This is a genomic window from Nocardiopsis sp. NPDC055551 (genome assembly GCF_053619415.1).
On record NZ_JBSHJJ010000012.1, the window covers coordinates 169,690 to 186,702 of the forward strand.

The window sequence follows — 17,013 nt, forward strand, 5'->3', positions numbered from 1 at the left end:
AGCGCGCGTGAGAATGGTGCCATGGCGGAAACGACCTCCGCGCGGCTGCTCGCGCTCCTGGCCCTGTTGCAGACCCAACGCGAATGGTCCGGCGCCACCCTGGCCGAACGCCTCGACGTCACCCCGCGCACCGTGCGCCGGGACGTGGAGCGGCTGCGTGAACTCGGCTATCCGGTGCACGCCACCCGGGGCGTCGCCGGGTACCGGCTGGGTCCCGGCGCGGCCATGCCGCCCCTGCTGCTCGACGACGAGGAGGCCGTCGCGGTGGTTGTGGGACTCCGTACCGCGGGGTCGGTGAGTGGAATCGAGGAGGCCTCGGGGCGGGCGCTCGCCAAACTGGAACAGGTGCTGCCCGCACGACTGCGGCAGCGGGTGCGCACCCTGCGCGGCGCCACCGTGCGGGCCGGCGTCGAACCCGGGCCGACGGTGTCCGCCGAGACGCTGATGGCGGTCGCCGAGGCCTGCCGTCGCCGTGAGGTGCTGCGCATGGACCACACCGGCGTGCACGGTGACACGTCGGCGCGCAGGGTGGAGCCGCACGGCCTGGTCAGCTTCGGTGCCCGCTGGTACCTGGTCGCCTTCGACCTCGACCGAGAGGACTGGCGCGGCTTCCGGGTCGACCGACTCGTCCCGCGCACGCCCACCGGCCCCCGGTTCGACCCGCGCGTGCCCCCGCACGGCGACGTGGCGGCCTACCTGTCGCACCGGCTGTCGTCGCAGACCTGGCCCTGCCGGGCGGTGGTCCGCCTGCATGAGGCGGCCGATACCGTGGCCGACCGCGTCTGGCCGGGGATGGGGGTCGTGGAGGCCGTGGACGAGGCTTCCTGTCTGCTGCACCTGGGCGCGGAGACCCTCCACGACCTGGTCTGGATGATCACCTCGACGCACACCGACTTCACCCTGGTCGAGGGCCCGGAGGGTCTGGCGGAGGCCTTCCGGGCCCAGGCCCGCCGCTGCGCCGCCGCCGTCGACCCCTAGACGGCGCGCAGCCACACGGCGGCGTCACCGGGGAGGTCGGTGGTCACGTCGGTGCTGGACAGCAGTACTTCGCCGACGGGCAACGGCACCGGTTCGGGGCCGGTGTTGACCAGAACCAGCACCTCGCCTCGGCGGAACGCCACCACCGGGCCCAGGTTCAGGGCGTCGTCCCACACCAGGACCTCGTCGTCGGAGAAGGTCCGGCGCAACCGCAGCGCGTTCCGGTACAGCCACAGCGTCGAGTCCAGGTCCTCCTCCTGGGCCTGGGCCGAGTACTCGCCCCACCAGTCGGGCTGGGGGAGCCAGGAACCTCCCTGACCGAACCCGAACGAGGCGCCCTCCCGGGTCCAGGGCAGGGGGACCCGACAGCCGTCCCGGCCCTTGTCGGTGTGTCCGCTGCCCCGCCACCGGGGGTCCTCCAACGCGTCGGCCGGCAGGTCCGCGACCTCCGGCAACCCCAGCTCCTCGCCCTGGTAGACGTAGGCCGACCCCGGCAGGGCCAGGGTGAGCAGCGCCAACGCGCGGGCGCGGGCCCGGCCCAGGGCGTGGTCGGGTTCGGGGTCGTGGCCGTCCGACAGCAGCCAGCGACGCGGATCGGTGCCCGCGGGCAGCCCCAGCAGGGAGGGTTTGCGCACCACGTCGTGGTTGCCGGTCACCCACGTGGGGACGGTGCCCACCCTGGTGGCGTCGGCGATGGAGGAGGCGATCACCCTCCGGTAGGCGTCCGCGTCCCAGGGGGCCATGAGGTACTCGAAGTTGAACGCCTGGTCGAGCTCGTCGGGCCGGGTGTAGCGCACACGACGCTCCCCGGGCAGCCACACCTCGGCGACGGTCGCGCGCGGCGGGTCGTAGGCGGACAGCACACCGTTCCAGTCCCGGTACACCTCGTGTACCTCGGGCCGGTCCAGGAACGGGTGGTCGGGGTTGGCGGCGATGTCCTCGAACCGCCCACCGTCCACAAGGATCAGGTCGCGCAGCGGCTCCAGGTCCTTGACCAGGGCGTAGGCCACGTCGATGCGGAAACCGTCCACGCCGCGATCGCTCCAGAAGCGCAGGATGTCCCGGAACTCCTCGCGGACCCGTTCGTCGTCCCAGTTCAGGTCCGGTTGCTCGGGGGCGAACATGTGCAGGTACCACCGCCCGTCCGGAACCCGGGTCCACGCGGGCCCACCGAAGGTGGAGCGCCAGTTCGTGGGCGGCTCGGAGCCGTCGGGCCCGCGCCCGTCCCGGAACACGTACAGGTCCCGCTCCGGAGCGTCGGGTGAGGCCAGCGCCGCCCGGAACCAGGGGTGCTCCTGGGAGGTGTGGTTGGGCACGATGTCGATCATCACTCGCAGGTCGCGGGCGTGCGCGGCCTCGACCATGGCGTCGAAGTCGGTGAGCGTGCCGAGCAGGGGGTCGACGTCGCGGAAGTCGGACACGTCGTAACCGCCGTCGGCCCAAGGAGAGCGGTAGAACGGCGACAGCCAGATCCCGTCGGCGCCCAGCCCCGCCACGTGGTCCAGCCGGTCGGTGATCCCGCGCAGGTCGCCCACCCCGTCACCGTCGGAGTCGGCGAGGCTGCGCGGGTAGACCTGATAGAGGACGGCGTCGCGCCACCACGGTCGCATGTTCTCTCCTTCTGACCTGGTCGATCGGACGGTCGGGATGGTCACTCGCTCGGTAGCGGAGCCGAGGTGGACTGTCGGAGGATGAGCCGGGTGGGCATCTCCACGTGTCGGTCCGGTGGGGCCTCGCCGGCGAGGATGTCCACGGTGAGGTCGGCGGCGGCCGTTCCGATCGCGCGGGGCGACTGGTCGACGGTGGTCAGGTCCAGGATCGCGGCGGCCTCGTGGTTGTCGAAGCCCATGAGCGAGATCGCCCCGGGTACGGGGATGCCGGATCGGCGCAGCGTGCGGTGCGCGCCCATGGCGATGTCGTCGAACTCGGTGAGGACGGCGGTGGGCGGCCGATGGTCGGAGAGCAGCTCCCCCATGGCGAGTTCACCGCCCCGCCGGCCGGGTGTGCTCAGCACGCTCCACTCGGCGAGTCCGGCGTCGACCATGGTGCTCTGGAAGCCCTCCAACCGGTCCCGTGAGCTCCGGCCGCGCCACGAACCGCCCTCGGAACCGATGTAGGCCACGCGGGTGTGGCCGAGGTTGAGCAGGTGTCGTGTGGCCTTGGCGACCCCCTGCCGGTCGTCGATGAACACCCCGGCCCGGCCGGGGACGGACTGTCCGGTGAGGACGAGGGGAACACCGACGTCGTCCAGACGCCCGCACTCCTCGGCCGACAGGTCCATGGCCACCGTGATGACCGCGTCGCTGTTGCGCCTCAGCGGCAGCGAACTCGTCCAACCGGGCTGTCGGCGCAGCTCTCCCACCTGGTACACGAGCATGTCCAGGCCGGCGCGCTGCAGACCGTCGCTGATGCCGGCCAGGACCGATCCGAAGAACCACGGCTGCAGGAACGGGACGATCACCGCCACCCGGCCGGTGCGCCCGGTGACCAGCCCTGAGGCGTTGCGCGAGACCACGTAGGAGAGTTCGTCGGCCGCTTCCTGTACGCGTTCGCGGACGGCGGGGGCGACCCCCGGGACGCCGCGCATCACACGCGAGACCGTGGACAGTGAGACCCCTGCGCGACGTGCGACGTCCCGCATGCTCGGGGGGTGTTTGCTCATACTTCCACGGTAGGAGTGATCATCCACTATGGCAACGTTTTCAATAGATTTACCTACACCATCACCTCCATCGCCACCAAATATGCACACGTATCAAGGAAGTATGTTGACTAGATCACATATTCGATGGCATCGTTTTCAAACAACCGAACCGGGCGTTGTCCCGGCACCTCGACGCCGTGTCTCCACATCTCCCGCGGAGACGCGAAAAGGAGAGAGGCATGCCAGCACTTCCATGGCACCGGCGATTCACATGGCGAGCGGGTGGTGCGGCCCTCGCGACCCTGGTCCTGACCCTGGCCACCGCCTGTGGAGAACCCCCCGGGCAGGAGTCCGACGCCGAGGGTGAGAGCGCCGGCCTGGCCGACGACCCCCAGTTCGTGTGGGCGGTCACCGGCGCCGACCGCCACATCCACGAGGATGTGGCCCGCCTGTGGAACGAGAACAACCCCGACCGGCAGGTCGAGATCTTCTTCCTCGCCCCCACCGCCGACGAGCAGCGCCAGGCCATGTTCCAGGACCTGCAGGCCCAGGCCGGCGAGTTCGACGTGCTCGGCCTCGACGTCATCTGGACCGGAGAGTTCGCCGACTTCGGCTACATCGAGAGCCTGGAGGACATGCGCGGCGACATCGAGGACGTGAGCCTGCCCGGCGCCATCGACAGCGCGCAGTGGCAGCAGGAGCTCTACGCCCTGCCGTACTCCTCCAACGGGGCCTTCCTCTACTACCGCACCGACCTCATCGACGAGCCGCCCACCACCTGGGACGAGCTCTACGAGACCGGCATGGCGGCAGCCGAGGAGGAGGGCATCGCGCCCTTCGTCGGTCAGGGCGACCAGTACGAGGGCTTCGTCGTCACGTACCTGGAGATGTTCTGGTCCGCCGGGGGCGAACTCTTCGACGAGTCCCAGGAGAACTCCACGTTCCTGGAGGGCGACGCCGCCCAGACCGCCCTGGACTTCATGATCGAGGGGCAGGAGAACGGGTTCTTCGCCGAGGGCTTCGACTCGATGGTCGAGGACGACGCCCGTGCCCTCTTCCAGTCCGGCGAGGCCGTCTACATGCGCAACTGGCCCTACGCCGTCCCGCTCCTGGAGGGCGAGGAGGGCGAGGAGAGCGCGGTCGCCGAGGACTTCGCGGTGGCGCCGCTGCCCTCCTTCACCGGTGAGTCGGGCACCAGCGCCCTGGGTGGGCTCAACAACGCCGTCAGCAGCCTGAGCGAGAACAAGGAACTGGCGAGCGAGTTCGTGCTCTGGGCCGCCACCGACCCCGAGGCGCAGGCCATCCTCGCCGACAACAGCCTCCCGCCGACCATGGTCAGCGCCTACGAGGAGGCCGAGGACCCCAACTTCGAGATGCTCGGAGACATCCTCGCCGAGGCGCAGGCCCGCCCGCCGGTGCCCGGCTACAACTCGTTGTCCCTGGAGATCCAGGACAACCTGCACCCGGCCTTCCTCGGTCAAGAGGACCCGGAGACCGCGCTGCAGGCCGTGGACACCGCCGCCGGCAACGCACTCGAGGGAGAGTAGAGGAGCGATGTCCGATTCCACGGATGTCGCCCCCGACGTCGTCAAGGCCGTGCGCCGGCGCGCCCATGGACTGGGGGAGCAGGCGATGGGGCGGATCTTCCTCGCCCCGTCGCTCGCCTTCATGGCGCTGATCGCGCTCTTCCCGGTGTTCTACGCCGTCTGGATGAGCCTGTACGACATCCGGGGGTTCAACCGAGAACTCGTGGGCGTCGAGAACTATGTCGGCGCCCTGACCGACCCCGGCTTCTGGAACGCCGCGCAGAACACCCTGATCTTCACGGTGGCCTCGGTGTCCCTGGAGTTCGTCGTCGGGATGGCGTTCGCGCTCATCATGCACCAGGTCTTCGTCGGCCGTGGCCTGACCCGCGCGGTCATCCTGGTGCCGTGGGTGATCCCGACCGCGGTCGCGGCCCAGGTGTGGCGGTACATGTTCGACCACAACCCCGGGTTCGTGAACGCGGTGCTGGGCACCGACATCAACTGGCTCCGCGACCCGGCCTGGTCGATGGTCGGCATCATCAGCGCGGACGTGTGGAAGACCGCCCCGTTCGTGGCGTTGCTGCTCCTGGCCGGGTTGCAGACCATCCCCAAGGACTACTACGAGGCCGCCAAGATGGACGGCGCCAACGTGTTCCAACGGTTCTGGACCATCACGCTGCCCCTGCTGCGACCGGCGATCGTGGTGGCGCTGCTGTTCCGCACCGTGGACGCGCTGCGCATGTTCGACTTCGCGTACGTGTTCTCCGGGTACTCGAACTCGCTGGCGACCCTGTCGGTGTACGCGCAGCGGTTCCTGGTCGCCGAACCACAACCGGGCTACGCCAACGCGCTGTCCACGGTCACGTTCGTCATCGTCATGCTCGTCGGTCTGGCCTTCATCGGTCGGATGGGCCGCCACATGGTCGGTGACGTGGGGCGGAAGGAGAAGCGATGAGCGTCGCACAGAGCCAGGGGGCGACCCGCGCGGTCCACCGTCCCAAACGAGGCACCCCGCCGGCGGTGTCCGGAGCACTCAAGCTGCTGGGTCTGTTGGTGGTGCTGACCTGGTGCCTGTTCCCGTTCCTGTGGATGGGGATGACCAGTCTGCGCACGGGATCGGTGGCGTTGACCGACCCGAACATCCTCAACGGACCGTTCAGCCTGGGCAACTACCAGGAGGTCGTGGACCAGGGCTTCCTGTTCCCGTTGCGCAACTCGCTGATCGTGGCGTCGGTGACCACGCTGATCTGCATCCCGGTGGCCTCGCTCGCCGGGTACGCGCTGGCCCGACTGCCGCTGGCCGGTAAGTTCGCGCTGTTGGCGGCCACGCTGGTGGCGACCCTGTTCCCGCCGGTCGCCCTGGTCAACCCGCTGTACCAGATGTACCTGCAACTCAACGAGTGGACCGGGATCAACCTGCTCAACTCCTACGCGGGCATGATCATCCCGTACGTGGCGTTGACCCTGCCGCTGTCCATCTTCATCCTGACGACGTTCTTCGCGGGCATCCCCAAGGAGATCGAGGAGTCGGCCAAGGTCGATGGGGCCACGCCGTTCCAGGCGTTCCTGAGGGTGGTGGCGCCGCTGGCCGCGCCGGGCGTGGGGGCCGCCTCGATCCTCACGTTCGTCTACGCCACCAACGAGTTCCTGCTCGCCTTCTCGTTCGCCCCGCGTGACCTGAACGTGCAGACCGTCCCGGTCTTCGTGGGCACCTTCGAGAGGGTCGGCTACGAGAACCCGATCGGTCAGATCATGGCCGCCTCGGTGCTGGTGTCCGTCCCGCTCATCATCTTCGCGCTCGTCCTGCAACGCAGGATCGTGGCGGGGCTGACCTCGGGGGCGGTGAAGGGCTGAGGTCTGGTCCGTTCGAGTGAGCCGGCGCCCCGGAGGTCCCGTGTGGACCCGCCGGGGCGCCGTCGTGTGCGAGGTCAGGGGGTCAAACAGGCGCGGGTCACGCGCAGGAGCTGACCGCGCGGCTCCACCGCCTCGGGCCGCAGCAGTGCGTGCATGATGAGCCCGTCGGCGTAGGCCAGCAGGGTTCGGGCGGCGGTGCGCGGCGTGGCGGCCCCCAGGTCGGTGAGGATCTCGATGACCCAGGCCCGAAGCAGGTCGTGCCCACGATTGAGGGAGGCGCGCACCTCCAGGTTGTGCGTGGCCTCCATCGACAGGGTGTAGCGGGCCACGGTCCGGCCTCGGTGCGTGGTGGTCATATCCGAGACGAACAGCGCCAGGGTGTCCACCAGGCCCTCGACGGTGGTCACCTCCAGGCCGTTCAGGTCGGCCCGGTCCCGGCGGTCGAGTTCCTCCAGGCGTTCCACGACCCCGCGCACGAGGGCGTCGCGGGTGCGGAAGTGGTTGGAGGTCGAACCCTTGGGCAGGCCGGCCTGGACGTCCACCTTGCCGTGGGTGAGGGCGTGCAGGCCTCGGGTGCCCAACAGTTCGATGGCGGCGTCGAGGGCACGGGCTCTTGTCTGGGACATGGCGGCATACTACATTCGTAGTAAAGGGGTACTACGATCGTAGTATCCGTGCGCCGCGAACGGACGAGGTGGCATCGATGCGCGCAACGGCACTGGTGGTGGGCGGAGGGATCGCCGGACTCGCGGTTGCCCGCGGACTGCTCGACGGCGGCTGGGAGGTCGAGGTTCGCGAGAGACTCTCCGGTCCGCCCGACATCGGCGGTGCCCTCGGCGTATGGCCGGGTGCCTTGGCCGCCCTGGACCGGCTCGGTCTGGGCGAGGAGGTGCGTGCTCGCGCCGAGTACCGGTCCGCGCTGAGGCTGCGCCGGCCCAACGGCCGCGTGCTGCTCGGCGCCGAAGGCCGCGGCGGCCACCTGGTGTCCCGGTCCGCCCTGCTCGACCTGCTGGTGAGGGCCCTCCCCGCCGGAACCGTGCGGTGGAACACCCCCGTGACCGTCGCCGACCTCGCCCCCGGCCGCTACCACGACCTGGTGATCGGCGCGGACGGGATCCACAGCCTCGTTCGAGACACCGCCTTCTCCCGCGCGAGCCCGCCGCGCCCGCTCGGTTCCGTCGCCTACCGGGGAACACGGCCCGGCCGAGTGGACGGGGTGACCGAGGTCTGGGGCGGGCGCCGCATCTTCGGTATCACCCCGCTCGACGCCCACACCACCAACTGGTACGCGGCCCTGGACCGGCGCCTGCTCACGGAGACCGAACTCGCCTCGCGCGACCCGGACGTCCACGCCGCAGTCCTGCGCCGTGAGTACGCCGGTTGGTACCCCGACGTCGCGCGGATCGTCTCCGGGGCCCGGACCCACGGTGTGGACCGAAGGACCCTGTACGACCTGCCGGCGTTCGGTCGCTACGCGAAGGGGCGCCACGCGCTCATCGGCGACGCCGCCCACGCCATGGCGCCCAACCTCGGCAGGGGTGCCTGTGAGTCCCTCATCGACGCCGCGACCCTGAGCCGGGCCCTGACGGAGGAACCCTCGCTCGGGCGGGCGTTGGCCCGCTACGACCGCGCCCGCAGAGGCCCCACCCGTCGGATCGTGGCCGCGTCCCGGGTGGTGAACCGGATCGCCGTCACGACCCGGATGCCGCGTGTGCGCGCGGGCGCCACGGAGTGATTCAGTTCGGGAAGACCCCGGCGGCCACCTCGTCGTCTCCGGGCTGCTCGCGGCCGCGTTCCTCGGTCTGGGCGATGTGCAGGGCCGCGACCAGCTCCTGGTACAGGGTGTCCCGCTCCAGCAGCTCCCGGTGGGTGCCCTGGGCGCGGATCCGGCCGTCCTCCAGAAGCAGGATGCGGTCGGCGCGGATGACCGTGGACAGACGGTGCGCGATGGTCACCACGGCTCCGCGGTCGGCCTGACGGCGGACGCTCTCGGTGATGGCGGCCTCGGTGATCGCGTCCACCTGCGAGGTCGCCTCGTCCAACAGCAGCACGTCCGGGGACCCCAACAGGGCCCGGGCCAGGGCCACGCGCTGGCGTTGACCACCGGAGAACGAGTTGGAGTCCAACGGGGTGTCCAGGCCCTGATCCAAAGAGGCGACCTTGTCGGTCAACCGCACGTCGTCGAGGACCCGGTGTAGTTCGTCCTCACCGGCCTCGGGGCGGGTGAACAGCAGGTTGTCACGGACGGTGCCCGGCACCACCGGGGTGTCCTGCTCCACGTAGGAGAAGTGTGCCCGGACCTGCTGAGGGGAGAGCTCACGGTACGGTCTGCCCTCCAACAGCAGCTCGCCGTGCTCCGGTTCGAGGAAGCGCAGCAACAACGACAGCACCGTGGTCTTGCCCGCGCCGGACGGGCCGACGATGGCGGTGTGCCCGCGGCGGGAGACGGTGATGTCGACCTCCTCCAAGGCGGCCTCGGCCCCCGGGGCGTAGCGGGCGGTGACCCCGCGCAGCTCCAACAACGGGCTCCCGTGGCCGTTCTCGGAGGACGGGGCGAGGGGACGCTCGGCGGGGGAGTCGGTCGGGGCCTCGGCGGTGGGTTCGAGGGGGATGGCCTCCACCTCACGGATGCGTTTGGCGGCGGCGATGCCCGACTGCAACGTGGTGACGCTCTGGGAGAGCTCCATGACCGGGGTCATCAGGGTGAACGCGTAGAGCAGGAACGCCACCAGGGTGGAAACGGCGATCTCCCCGGAGGCCACTCGGAGGGCGCCCAGACCGAGGATCGCGATGATCGACAGCTGGATCCCACCGGAGGCGATCGTCCACGCCACGGCCCCCCGGCGCACCGACCGGATGCCGAGCGCGGCGGCGTCCTGGGCGTGGCCCAGGATCTGGTCGCCCAGACGCTCCTCGGCGCGGCTCACCTTGACCGTGCGGATCGCCCGCAGGGAGCCGTCGAGGACCCCGCCCATCAGACCGAGCGAGTTCTGGGCCCTCTCCTGTGCCTTGGCCAGGGCGGGCATCAGGGTGAGGAACAGGACCGTCACGATGGCCACCGCGGACGCGGTCACCGCGAGCAGGACCAGGTCCAACACACCCATCATGATGAGCGTGCCGACCAGCAGCACGCCACCGTTGACCAGGCTGATCACGCTGCTGGAAGCGGCTTCGCGCAGCAGGACGGTGTCGGAGGTGGCCCGGGTGACGAGTTCGCCGGAGAGACGCTTGGACAGCGGCTGCATGGCCGCCCTGAAGTAGCGGCGCACCAGGGACGTGCGCGCGTCCAGAACCACCTTCTCCGCGACCGTGCCCAGCACGATCCAGTGCCATAGCCCGAACACGATGCCGCTGACGAACAGGCACAGCAGGATCGTCACCGGCATCGCCAGGCTGCCGGCGTCGGACACCGTGTCCAGGACCAGCTTGATCACCATCGGATTGGCCAGTTCCAGGGCCGAACCCAGCAGGGCCAGCACGAGGCCGAGCAGGAGTTTGCGCCGGTGCGGTCGGACGAACGACCAGAGCACCCGCAGCTGGGCGAAACGTGGTTCAGGGGAGGGCGAGGATCGGGAATCGGGCACCGAGAAAAGATCAGCCATGGTCTGAATTAGGTCACGGGTGACCGATTATTGTCAAGTGAGTACCGATCCCTCTAGGATGAAGACATGGTGAAGAGTGCTCCCGCAGAGGAAGAGACAAGGACTCGCGCACGCACCCGCCGCGCGATCCTGGAGGCCGCCGTCGACGTCCTGACGGAGAATCGGGCCGCCCCGCTGTCACAGGTGGCCGGCAGGGCGGGTGTCGCCCGCAGCACCCTGCAGCGCTACTTCCCCGAACGCGCCGACCTCGTCGTGGCCCTGGAGGGCTACGCCAACGAACTCGCCGACGAGGCCACCGCGCGCGCCCGCACCACCGAAGGCACCGCGCTCGAAGCCTTCTCCCGTCTGGTCTCCGAGTACTTCGGGCTGGTCAAGGTCATCATGCTCTCCATGGGCGGAGAGGAGATGACCGACGAACCCGACGAGGAGCAGTGCGGTCCCAGCGACCTCGCGCTCTACGAGCTCATCGAACGCGGCCACGAGGACGGCACCATCGACCCGCGCGTCACACCCCTGTGGGCCCAGCAACTCCTGTGGGCCGCCCTCTACGCCGGTTGGACCTACACCGACGTCGCGAAGGTGCCCGCCTTCGAGGCGCACAACATGTGCCTGATGTCCCTGGTCAAAGCGATCGGCCGCGAACCCCGGGCATGACGAAGGGGTCGGGGCCCACCACATGGACCCCGACCCCGAAACGACGACTAAAGGTACAGACCGGTGCCCCGCTCGGGGGCCTCGTTCGCGATCGCGTGCACGTCCCGCTCCCGCAAGATCACGTACCGCTCGCCGTTCAACTCGACCTCGCCCTGCTCCTCCGGATCGAAGAGCACACGATCACCGGTCTTCACATGGCGGGCGCCGGTTCCGGCGCCACGAACCTCGCCCCAGGCCAGCCGCGTCGCCAACTTCACCGTGTCGGGGATGACCAGACCCGCGCTACTGCGCCGCTCACTCTTGTCCGGGATCGCCTTGACCAACAGGCGATCATGGAGCATCTGGATTTCAAGTTTGGATTCGGGCACATCCCCAGGATATTCACCCCCACCAGGGGCCGACCCACCCGGAGCGTCACCGGGAGGTCGACCAACGTTCGACCTCGGTTCGACCCACCCTTGGAATCCGGTACAGTATTCACATGCCGAGCGGGGAAACCGTCCGGCAGACCAGGGGCTATGGCGCAGTTGGTAGCGCGCCTCCATGGCATGGAGGAGGTCTGGGGTTCGAATCCCCATAGCTCCACTTCACTCTGGAACGACCCTGCTCGGGGGACTTCGTCCTCCTTGCCGGGTCGTTCCGTTGTTTCTCCTAGGGGGCGACCCCCAGACCCCCGGTGTGTGCTCGCCGGGGCTCGCACACTCAGGGCGACTCTGCTCGGGGGGCTTCGTCCTCCTTTCCGGGTCGTCCTTCGTGTTTTCGGGGGGGCGACCCCCCGAACCCCCCGAGGTAACCCCCTGCGGTCGGGGTCGCGCTGAGCGGCGGGGGCGGGCTCAGTCGAAGCCTGACTCGGGGTCCTCCAGCCGGCGGGCGACCAGGGCCAGGAACTCGGGGTCCGAAGAGACCAGACGATCCACCTCGGTGCCGTCGTCGCAGGTCAACAGGGACACGGTGACGCTGGTGGGGGTCCGCTCGGCCACGCGCCACGGAGCTCCGTGCTCCTCCCACCGCAGCAGTGCTCTCGCCTGGGGGTTCTCGGGCATGACATCACCTCTCTCGGCCAGGATAGAACTTCGTGTCGGCCCGGCCCCGGACGGACCGGGTGAGGGGATGCCGGCGTAGGCCCACCGCCTCCGTCGCGCGGACGTGCCCTGGAACACGTCCGACCCACCCCCGCGCGTCCGCTAGGATCGGAAGTACGGCTTCACGGGGCTATGGCGCAGTTGGTAGCGCGCCTCCATGGCATGGAGGAGGTCTGGGGTTCGAATCCCCATAGCTCCACTTCACTCCGGAACGACTCTGCTCGGGGGACTTCGTCCTCCTTGCCGGGTCGTTCCGTTGTTTCTCCTGGGGGCGACCCCCAGACCCCCGGTGTGTGCTCGCCGGGGCTCGCACACTCAGGGCGACCCTGCGAGCGCGTTCGCAAGGTCGCCTTCGTCGTTTCCTCTGGGAGTTCAGCTCGGGGTGTCGCGGTCGGTCTCCGTGAGGAGGTCGTGCAAACGCTTCAGGACCCGCAACTGGGCGGGGTTGTACAGCTGCACCATCGCCTCGGCCATCGTCTGTTCGGCCCGCCGGGTACCGCCCGGCGCGTCCGCCGCCGGGTCCTGCGCCCATGGATGCCGCTCACGAGAGTTCTCGACGAACGGCAGCATGCGTGAGGCGAGGCGGTCGATCGTGGCATCGTCCGCGTCCGGAGGCAACGCCTCGAACTCCTCGTCGGTGTCGGACGGTTCACCGAGCATCTCGCGAAACCCCCTCAGGGACTCCTCGCTGAGGACACTCGAATAGACCATCAGCAACGACCGTTGCCGTTCGGAGAAGCCTCGGGAGATCGGGGCGAAGGCGGTCGGGACGTAGGCCGGGGCGCGGTGACGCAGGATGAGCGCCAATTCCTCCCGCACGCGGTTGAGTCGGTTGACGGTCGCCTCCAGTTCCGCGTCCAGCGCGCGGATCGCCTCCTCGGGCGCCTCATCCGGGTGCTCCATCGCCGCCACCTCCGACAGCGGGATCCCCAGGTCGCTCAGCCGCTTGATCTGAAGAAGCCGGATCAGGTGCGCGACCTCGTATTGCTTGTAGCCGTTCGACGTTCGCGCGGGCACCTCCAACAACCCGATCCGGTGGTAGTACCGCACGGCCTTCACCGTCGTGCCGGCCAGTTCGGCGAGCTGCCGCGTGCTCCACGCCATGTGAGACCTCCTTCGTGTACTTTCCCCTATCGGACAGTGTGCCCTGGGGGCAGGGTCAAGTACTTGACCCTGCCCCCAGGGCACACTGTCCGATGGTCCCGGGCCCGTGGGGACGATCCACGCGGCCGTTGACCTTCGCGAGGGTGGGGAGCCCGAAATGGTCCGGAATCCGCATCAGATCAAAGCCGGCAACGGGCGTTCGTTGAAGCGTTTCCGCCCGTGGCAGATGCTTTCCCGTGCCCTGTTCTACCTTTCCGTGACGAACGGCGAGGGGCGCCCGGTGGTCTACGCCGTAGACGTCCCCTACTGGCAACGGGTTCTGACGGATGACGGACACGGCAAGGCCCACCTCTACCGTGACGGTGAGCACCACGCCCACTCCAAGCTGCCCGCGGCCTTCCCCGTGGAGGGAGGAACCATCGAGGTGGTGCCCACGTCCTTCGGCCTCAAGCGCTGCCACTACGTCACCGAGGAAGGGGCCGCGAGCCGGCTCGTGCCCGACGAGCGTTCGGCGGAGGGGCGCCGTGCAAGGTTCGACCGTGAGCATCCGGTGCTGAGTCGCCTGATCGGAGCGCTGTCGCTGTCCGTGCTCTTCACCTCGGTCGCCCTCATCGTCCTCCAGATCGTCGAAGCGCTCGCCGCGGTGCCTCCGGTGGCCGAACGACTGGGCACCTTCACCTCGCCCATCGGCCTGTCCATCGGGCTCAACTCCCTGCTCGCCCTGTGCGCCTCGACGGCCGCGGTCGAGCGGGCCACACGGCTGCGCTGGAACCCGCTACTGGACGGCAGTGCCTGACCGGTGCTTGACCCTGCCCCGAGGTCATGGTCTGAGCTGCGGGTGAGCCGTACACGAAGTCCGGTTCACCGATCGACTCAGCCAGGGAGCAGAGCACATGCGAGCCCTTCGCGAACCCTTCCGGATCATCCGCGCCGACCTGCGCGCCTACCTCGTGTTGAACGTGCTCATGTACGGCCTGTTCCTCCTCGGTATGGGGACGGCGCTGGTCTTCCCCGACCTGAACGCCGCCCAGGTCACGTCTATGGAGGATGACGGGACGGCGGGGTTGGTGGTGAGCCTGCTCGACAACGTCTGGTTGTTCGCCCTGACCATCTTCGCGGTGAACGTGGTGACGGTCGCAGCGCTGACGATCCTGCTGCCCTCGATGGTGGTGCCCTTCGCCGGGATCCTCCTGTTCACCTACCGGGCGTTCCACTTCGGGGTGACCCTCGCCCCGGTCGACACGGTCACGGCGAAGCTCCTGATCCCGCATTCGCTGACGATCCTCATCGAGTTCCAGGCCTACATCCTGGTCATGTTCGCCGCCTACGTCCTCGGAAAGGCCTGGCTGCGCCCGGGGACGGTCGGTGCCCACAACCGCCGGCAGGGTTACGTACGCGGACTGCGACGGGCCGGATGGCTGGGCCTGCCCGCCCTGGTGTTGTTCGTCCTCGGCGCGATCTACGAGGCCTTCGAGCTCATCTACCTCGTTCCGCCCCTTGTCGTGGGCTGACCCCCGAGGCCGGTCGTTCGCCGTCGAGCATGCCGAACATCGCGTTCGGGGTGTTGTGGGGCCGCACGGTCTTCCTCCTTGGCCACGCCGTGGGAGTACGGTGCGCTCATCCGCTGGGTACGCCGTACGCACGAGGGTGCGGCCAGGACGACAGGTACGGTTCGGTGGGGTCAGCCGGTGACGTGGGCGGCCAGGCCGGCCAGGGACGACGCCAATCCCGCCTCGTGGTCGCTCGGGGAGATGCCCGGCGGGACGTTCCGTGCCTCGACGACCACCAACGTGCCCCCGTCGGCCTCCGACAGCAGCCAGCTCATCGTCATGGTGCCCGCGAAGTCCGGGTCCGGGGCGTCGAAGACGATCCGCTGGACGACGCGCTCGCCCGGGACCCGCTCCACGAACTCCGTCTCGACGACGTCGGTGTCCTGCGAGGATTTGCCGTGCCCGGGTTCGCGGTAGGTCAGCACCATCCGGTATCCGGAGGGGTCGAAACGCTCGAACCGGCCCGTCATGCCCTCCGGCGGCAACCACTCCACGAGGCTCTCCGGCTCCACCAGAGCCCGGTACACCTCCGGGAGGGAGGCCTCGATCCGTCGTTCGGCACGGTCCACTCGCTCGTTCATGCGGTCAGGGTAAACCGTCGAGGATCGGTTGACACAGCCCCTCGCGCCGGGTCCGGATGGAGCGGACACGGGTCGTCGCGGTCGCCCGCACCCCGCACCAGGCGCTCCCCGCCTGGTCGACACGGAAACGACGGCATGGGAACGAGTCGCGGACCTTCCTAGACTGGTCGTATGGACCACCCCGTGAACGGACACTCCCGCAATGCCCAAGCCCACCGGGCCATGGAGGACGACAGCCCCGTCATGGGAGTCCTGGAGAAGATCCAGGACGAGGTCACGGGCATGTCCGAGGGGGAGGTGGCCGACTACATCCCCGAACTCGCCCACGCCGACCCCGACACCTTCGGGATCGCCGCGGTCAGCCCGCACGGTCGTGTCTACGCGGTGGGCGAGTCGGAACGGCTCTTCACCATGCAGTCGATCTCCAAGCCGTTCGTCTACGCGTTGGCCGTGGAGGAACGCGGACTGGACGACGTGCACGAACACGTGGGGGCCGAACCCAGCGGTGAGCCGTTCAACGCGATCAGCCTCGACGAGCGGGGCCGCCCGGAGAACCCGATGATCAATGCCGGCGCGATCGTGACGACCTCCCTGGTGGGCACCGGGGAGCAAGGCGTGCGCTTCGAGCACATCCGGTCGGTGCTGTCGGCCTTCGCCGGGCGGGAACTGATGGTGGACGAGCAGGTGCACCGGTCCGAGTCGGAGACGGGGCACCGCAACCGGGCGCTGGGCTACCTCAGCCTGTCCGGGGGAGTGCTGGTCGGCTCGGTGGAGGAGGCCGTGCAGGACTACTTCCGCCAGTGCTCGTTGAGCGTCACGGTGATGGACCTGGCCGTCATGGCCGTGACCCTGGCCGTGGGCGGGGTCAACCCCCTCACCGGGGAACGGGTGGTGTCCCAGCGCACGGCGCGGCACGCCCTGTCGATCATGTCGAGCTGTGGCATGTACGACCGGGCGGGGGAGTGGGGGCTGCGCGTGGGCATTCCGGCCAAGAGCGGGGTGAGCGGTGGCATCCTGGCGTCCGCGCCGGGCGCGTTCGGGGTCGGTGTGTTCAGCCCGCCCCTGGACGACGCGGGCAACAGTGTGCGCGGGGTGGCGGCCCTCGAACGGCTCTCCGACGACTACGACCTGCACATGCTCCAGACACCCTCGGAACCGCCGTCACCGGTGCACAGCGTGAGTCGTTCGGGCGGCACGCTGGACGTGCGCCTGTGCGGGGAGATCGACTTCCTCGCCGCGGAACAGGTGGTGTCACGGTTGGCCGAGGTGATCGACGACTCTCGGGTGCGAACGGTGATGGTCGAGTTGGACAAGGTCTCCGGTTTCAGCGACGCGGCCCGCACGCTCTTCGCGGCCGAACTGGACGAACTGGCCGACGCGGGCGTGGACACCGCGGTGAGCGATCCTCGCGGTGTCCGCCAAGGCTGACCTGGAAGCG

The 17,013-nt window shown here is 69.2% G+C and carries 17 protein-coding genes and 2 tRNA genes; 11 read left to right on the top strand and 8 right to left on the bottom strand.

Features of this window, described 5'->3' with window-relative positions:
- The first annotated feature begins 21 nt into the window (after nt 1–21).
- Complete coding sequence (locus ACWGSK_RS21615) at nt 22–978, top strand: helix-turn-helix transcriptional regulator (protein WP_452456580.1); 957 nt, start codon at nt 22–24, stop codon at nt 976–978.
- Here the strand turns inward: ACWGSK_RS21615 and ACWGSK_RS21620 are convergent.
- On the bottom strand, nt 975–2,588 hold the full coding sequence (locus tag ACWGSK_RS21620; RefSeq protein WP_358512895.1) for a glycoside hydrolase family 13 protein: 1,614 nt from the start codon (nt 2,586–2,588) through the stop codon (nt 975–977). The genes ACWGSK_RS21615 and ACWGSK_RS21620 overlap by 4 nt on opposite strands.
- A gap of 41 nt (nt 2,589–2,629) precedes the next feature.
- On the bottom strand, nt 2,630–3,640 hold the full coding sequence (locus tag ACWGSK_RS21625; RefSeq protein WP_452456581.1) for a LacI family DNA-binding transcriptional regulator: 1,011 nt from the start codon (nt 3,638–3,640) through the stop codon (nt 2,630–2,632).
- 221 nt (nt 3,641–3,861) lie between these two features.
- Here ACWGSK_RS21625 and ACWGSK_RS21630 point away from each other — a divergent pair, with 221 nt between their 5' ends.
- From ACWGSK_RS21630 to ACWGSK_RS21640, 3 genes are all read left to right on the top strand, one after another.
- Nucleotides 3,862–5,169, top strand: a complete 1,308-nt coding sequence (locus ACWGSK_RS21630; protein ID WP_452456582.1) for an ABC transporter substrate-binding protein — start codon at nt 3,862–3,864, stop codon at nt 5,167–5,169.
- 85 nt (nt 5,170–5,254) lie between these two features.
- Nucleotides 5,255–6,103 carry a carbohydrate ABC transporter permease gene (locus tag ACWGSK_RS21635; protein ID WP_358512936.1) on the top strand — a complete coding sequence of 283 codons (849 nt, stop codon included), beginning with the start codon at nt 5,255–5,257 and terminating at the stop codon, nt 6,101–6,103.
- The gene (locus ACWGSK_RS21640; protein ID WP_358512901.1) at nt 6,100–7,002 is read left to right on the top strand and encodes a carbohydrate ABC transporter permease; all 903 of its coding nucleotides are present in this window, start codon (nt 6,100–6,102) and stop codon (nt 7,000–7,002) included. Before ACWGSK_RS21635 ends, ACWGSK_RS21640 begins: the two co-directional genes overlap by 4 nt.
- 74 nt (nt 7,003–7,076) lie before the next feature.
- Here ACWGSK_RS21640 and ACWGSK_RS21645 read toward each other — a convergent pair whose 3' ends face one another.
- Nucleotides 7,077–7,628, bottom strand: coding sequence for a TetR/AcrR family transcriptional regulator (locus ACWGSK_RS21645; RefSeq protein WP_358512903.1), 552 nt, complete (start codon nt 7,626–7,628; stop codon nt 7,077–7,079).
- A gap of 77 nt (nt 7,629–7,705) precedes the next feature.
- Here ACWGSK_RS21645 and ACWGSK_RS21650 point away from each other — a divergent pair, with 77 nt between their 5' ends.
- On the top strand, nt 7,706–8,737 hold the full coding sequence (locus tag ACWGSK_RS21650) for an FAD-dependent monooxygenase (protein WP_358512905.1): 1,032 nt from the start codon (nt 7,706–7,708) through the stop codon (nt 8,735–8,737).
- Nucleotide 8,738: 1 nt separating this feature from the next.
- On the opposite strand, the gene ACWGSK_RS21655 is transcribed toward ACWGSK_RS21650, so the two are convergent.
- Nucleotides 8,739–10,532, bottom strand: coding sequence for an ABC transporter ATP-binding protein (locus ACWGSK_RS21655; protein WP_452456613.1), 1,794 nt, complete (start codon nt 10,530–10,532; stop codon nt 8,739–8,741).
- A gap of 138 nt (nt 10,533–10,670) precedes the next feature.
- On the opposite strand from ACWGSK_RS21655, the gene ACWGSK_RS21660 reads away from it, so the two are divergent.
- Nucleotides 10,671–11,258, top strand: coding sequence for a TetR/AcrR family transcriptional regulator (locus ACWGSK_RS21660; protein WP_358512907.1), 588 nt, complete (start codon nt 10,671–10,673; stop codon nt 11,256–11,258).
- 47 nt (nt 11,259–11,305) lie between these two features.
- Here the strand turns inward: ACWGSK_RS21660 and ACWGSK_RS21665 are convergent, their stop codons facing one another.
- The gene (locus ACWGSK_RS21665) at nt 11,306–11,599 is read right to left on the bottom strand and encodes a GroES family chaperonin (protein WP_304074500.1); all 294 of its coding nucleotides are present in this window, start codon (nt 11,597–11,599) and stop codon (nt 11,306–11,308) included.
- A gap of 171 nt (nt 11,600–11,770) precedes the next feature.
- On the opposite strand from ACWGSK_RS21665, the gene ACWGSK_RS21670 reads away from it, so the two are divergent.
- Nucleotides 11,771–11,843 (top strand) — tRNA-Ala (locus tag ACWGSK_RS21670).
- Nucleotides 11,844–12,091: 248 nt separating this feature from the next.
- Here ACWGSK_RS21670 and ACWGSK_RS21675 read toward each other — a convergent pair.
- Nucleotides 12,092–12,301 carry a hypothetical protein gene (locus ACWGSK_RS21675; RefSeq protein WP_358512909.1) on the bottom strand — a complete coding sequence of 70 codons (210 nt, stop codon included), beginning with the start codon at nt 12,299–12,301 and terminating at the stop codon, nt 12,092–12,094.
- 165 nt (nt 12,302–12,466) lie between these two features.
- Between ACWGSK_RS21675 and ACWGSK_RS21680 the strand changes: the two genes are divergently transcribed.
- A tRNA-Ala gene (locus tag ACWGSK_RS21680) sits at nt 12,467–12,539 on the top strand.
- A gap of 173 nt (nt 12,540–12,712) precedes the next feature.
- Here ACWGSK_RS21680 and ACWGSK_RS21685 read toward each other — a convergent pair.
- Nucleotides 12,713–13,444, bottom strand: a complete 732-nt coding sequence (locus ACWGSK_RS21685; protein ID WP_358512911.1) for a MerR family transcriptional regulator — start codon at nt 13,442–13,444, stop codon at nt 12,713–12,715.
- Nucleotides 13,445–13,601: 157 nt separating this feature from the next.
- Here ACWGSK_RS21685 and ACWGSK_RS21690 point away from each other — a divergent pair, with 157 nt between their 5' ends.
- Entirely contained in the window at nt 13,602–14,240 is a 639-nt protein-coding gene (locus ACWGSK_RS21690) for a hypothetical protein (protein WP_452456583.1), read from the top strand.
- A 97-nt stretch (nt 14,241–14,337) separates the two neighbouring features.
- Complete coding sequence (locus ACWGSK_RS21695) at nt 14,338–14,955, top strand: stage II sporulation protein M (protein ID WP_358512915.1); 618 nt, start codon at nt 14,338–14,340, stop codon at nt 14,953–14,955.
- 170 nt (nt 14,956–15,125) lie between these two features.
- On the opposite strand, the gene ACWGSK_RS21700 is transcribed toward ACWGSK_RS21695, so the two are convergent.
- Nucleotides 15,126–15,575: an SRPBCC domain-containing protein gene (locus ACWGSK_RS21700; RefSeq protein ID WP_358512917.1), complete on the bottom strand. Its 450-nt coding sequence runs from the start codon at nt 15,573–15,575 to the stop codon at nt 15,126–15,128.
- A 171-nt stretch (nt 15,576–15,746) separates the two neighbouring features.
- On the opposite strand from ACWGSK_RS21700, the gene glsA reads away from it, so the two are divergent.
- Nucleotides 15,747–17,003, top strand: a complete 1,257-nt coding sequence (gene glsA, locus ACWGSK_RS21705; protein ID WP_452456584.1) for a glutaminase A — start codon at nt 15,747–15,749, stop codon at nt 17,001–17,003.
- Nucleotides 17,004–17,013: the final 10 nt, after the last annotated feature.